The sequence below is a fragment of the Bowmanella yangjiangensis genome, assembly GCF_017255015.1.
Classification (GTDB): domain Bacteria; phylum Pseudomonadota; class Gammaproteobacteria; order Enterobacterales; family Alteromonadaceae; genus Bowmanella; species Bowmanella yangjiangensis.
In genome coordinates this window covers 1-2,318 of sequence record NZ_JAFKCS010000101.1, presented here as the reverse complement: position 1 = coordinate 2,318, position 2,318 = coordinate 1, and the positions used below count along the sequence as shown (strand labels likewise).

The window sequence follows — 2,318 nt, the reverse complement described above, 5'->3', positions numbered from 1 at the left end:
AACCGAGGCAGACGCCATGGCTGCCGCTGATCTGATCGGGAGCTTTGCATGAGACTGGTCATTCTTGAAAGCCCGTTTGCGGGCGACGTTGATTCGAACATTGAATACGCTCGCGCCTGCGTACGCGATTCACTGCTTCGCGGTGAGGCCCCCATCGCCTCACATCTTCTATACACGCAGCCTGGGGTTCTGCGCGATGAGATCGAATCAGAGCGGCAGCATGGGATTGACGCCGGCCTCGCATGGCGAGCAGTTGCACATGCATCGGTTGTATACGCGGACCGTGGAATCAGCAAGGGCATGGAGTACGGCATAAAAGCAGCTGAGGCCGCTGGAGTTCCAGTCGAGATTCGTTATCTGGAGGCGCGGTCATGAGCATGTCCGGCCACCAATCTCCAGTCATGGGCACAGATGAATGGTTGACACCGCCTGAAATCCTTGCAGCTCTCGGTTCATTCGACCTCGATCCTTGCTCGCCGCACGAATCGCGCCGCCCGTGGCCGACTGCTGCAATTCACTACAGCAAGGAAGAAGACGGACTTTCGCAAGAGTGGAAAGGCCGAGTCTGGATGAACCCGCCGTTTGGCCGGGAGGCTTCGAAGTGGCTGCGCAAGTTAGCCGCCCATGGCAACGGCATCGCACTGATTCCAGCGCGCACCGAGACGGCAATGTTCTTCGAGTCGGTATGGGGCGCGGCTGATGCTGTTCTGTTCCTGCAGGGTCGACCGCACTTCCACCGCGTAGACGGCAGTAGGGCGTCGTTCAACTCCGGCGCCCCCATCTGCTTGGTGGCTTACGGTCTGGTCAACGTGGCTGCGCTGGAGCGATCTGGGCTTGGCCAGCTTGTGCCGGTTCTGCGGAGGGCTTCAGCATGAAAGGCCGCACAGTCAGCGCTCAGCAGAAGCGCTATCACGACATCCTCGCACAGCACGTGGGCTGCATCGCCTGCTTCAAGGAGTTCGGCGCCCGCAACTTCCACGTCTCGATCCATCACGTCGACGGCCGCACGAAGCCCAACGCGCACTGGCTCGTTTTGCCAATGTGCGCCGGACACCATCAAGACGGCACCGGTCTCGCCGGACTGATCGCCGTTCACCCGTACAAAGCCCGATTCGAGCAGCGCTACGGCACCCAGCGCGAGCTGATGACCGAATGTGCTCTCCAGCTCCAGCAGATGGGCCTCAAGGTTCCAGTGACTATTCAGGCCCTCTTCGGGCTGAAGGAGGCTGCATGAGCAACGTCAGCGCCCTATCGCCAGGCGGCATCGTGGCTTCCGCCCTGGCCGGCCACTTCCACATGCAAACGCAAAGGATGGTGTCCGATGCCTGATTTCAATATCCGCATTCCCAAAGGGTGCGCCTGCTCTGGTGTGCACCCAGGCGATTACACCAACCAGGTGGAGCTGAAGACTCCAGATCACATGCTGAAGATCGGGAATATCGGCTGCCTGCAATTCCGCGAAACAACCTGTGTCGACCGCTGCATTGCCGATGCCGTGCAAGCCCTGTGGGCTCTCGAAGTTGTCACAACTGGCTGCTGCTGCGGCCATAACCAGGTCGATGGGTACATCGGCGTATGGGAGGCACCATGAACAACGTCACCCCGCTGAACGTGAAGCCGGATCGGCTGGCCAATCAACTGGCGATGCACGAATCGATGATGGACGAACTGCGCCATGTTCTCGAGAAGTACCAGGATCTCGACTTGCTGCCTGTATTCATCAATGACGCATTCGCCCAGGTCGGCTCTGAGGCCTCAATGGGGCCTCTGGTCATGATTCTGGATGGAGATGATCCGGCATGAATAAGAAAATCTGGTGTTTTCTTGGCGTTCACGACATGGAGGTCATCAAGCATGGGCCATACGAAAGAGAAAACTCGCGCGGCAAAATTATGGCCACTGGCTGCTACTACGTTCTCAAGTGCAAGACCTGCGGGACAGTAAAAAGAAAGGTGCTTTGCTCATGACCAACTCCCGCGCCAAGGGCGCAGCCGTCGAACGCGAATTCTGCGCAATGGTCGCCACACACCTCGGCGTGTCATGCCAGCGCAACCTTGAGCAGTCGAGGTCTGGCGGGCATGACATCACCGGTCTGGATGGCTGGGCACCGGAGATCAAGGCCCGTGCCGAGCAACCGCCACGCGGCGCGCTGCTGAACATGTGGGCGCAGACGCTCGAGCAAGCGAACGCCATCAAGGCCCGCCCGGTCCTGGCTGTCAAGGTCAACCGCAAGGGCTGGACCTTCTACATCGACGCCGCCGAGCTGCGTCCTGACATCTGGCAGCCCTGCAAGTCATGGGTAGCCATCGAGCCGGAAG

Annotated in this window: 6 protein-coding genes; all 6 read left to right on the top strand. The window is 59.6% G+C overall.

All coding sequences use genetic code 11. The features are described 5' to 3' along the window. Window positions 1–48 precede the first annotated feature (48 nt). Entirely contained in the window at window positions 49–375 is a 327-nt protein-coding gene (locus tag J0A65_RS22145) for a DUF7768 domain-containing protein (protein ID WP_206596490.1), read from the top strand. After that, window positions 372–875, top strand: a complete 504-nt coding sequence (locus J0A65_RS22140; protein ID WP_206596489.1) for a DNA N-6-adenine-methyltransferase — start codon at window positions 372–374, stop codon at window positions 873–875. Before J0A65_RS22145 ends, J0A65_RS22140 begins: the two co-directional genes overlap by 4 nt. Beyond that, the gene (locus tag J0A65_RS22135) at window positions 872–1,234 is read left to right on the top strand and encodes a Ref family recombination enhancement nuclease (protein WP_206596488.1); all 363 of its coding nucleotides are present in this window, start codon (window positions 872–874) and stop codon (window positions 1,232–1,234) included. The genes J0A65_RS22140 and J0A65_RS22135 overlap by 4 nt, the downstream gene beginning before the upstream one ends. 87 nt (window positions 1,235–1,321) lie before the next feature. Then, complete coding sequence (locus J0A65_RS22130) at window positions 1,322–1,591, top strand: hypothetical protein (protein ID WP_206596487.1); 270 nt, start codon at window positions 1,322–1,324, stop codon at window positions 1,589–1,591. After that, window positions 1,588–1,803 (top strand): hypothetical protein, encoded by a 216-nt coding sequence (locus J0A65_RS22125; protein ID WP_206596486.1) that lies wholly within the window; start codon window positions 1,588–1,590, stop codon window positions 1,801–1,803. The genes J0A65_RS22130 and J0A65_RS22125 overlap by 4 nt, the downstream gene beginning before the upstream one ends. Before the next feature lie 160 nt (window positions 1,804–1,963). Further along, a partial coding sequence (locus J0A65_RS22120) for a putative PDDEXK endonuclease (RefSeq protein WP_206596485.1) occupies window positions 1,964–2,318 on the top strand: 355 nt, incomplete at its 3' end.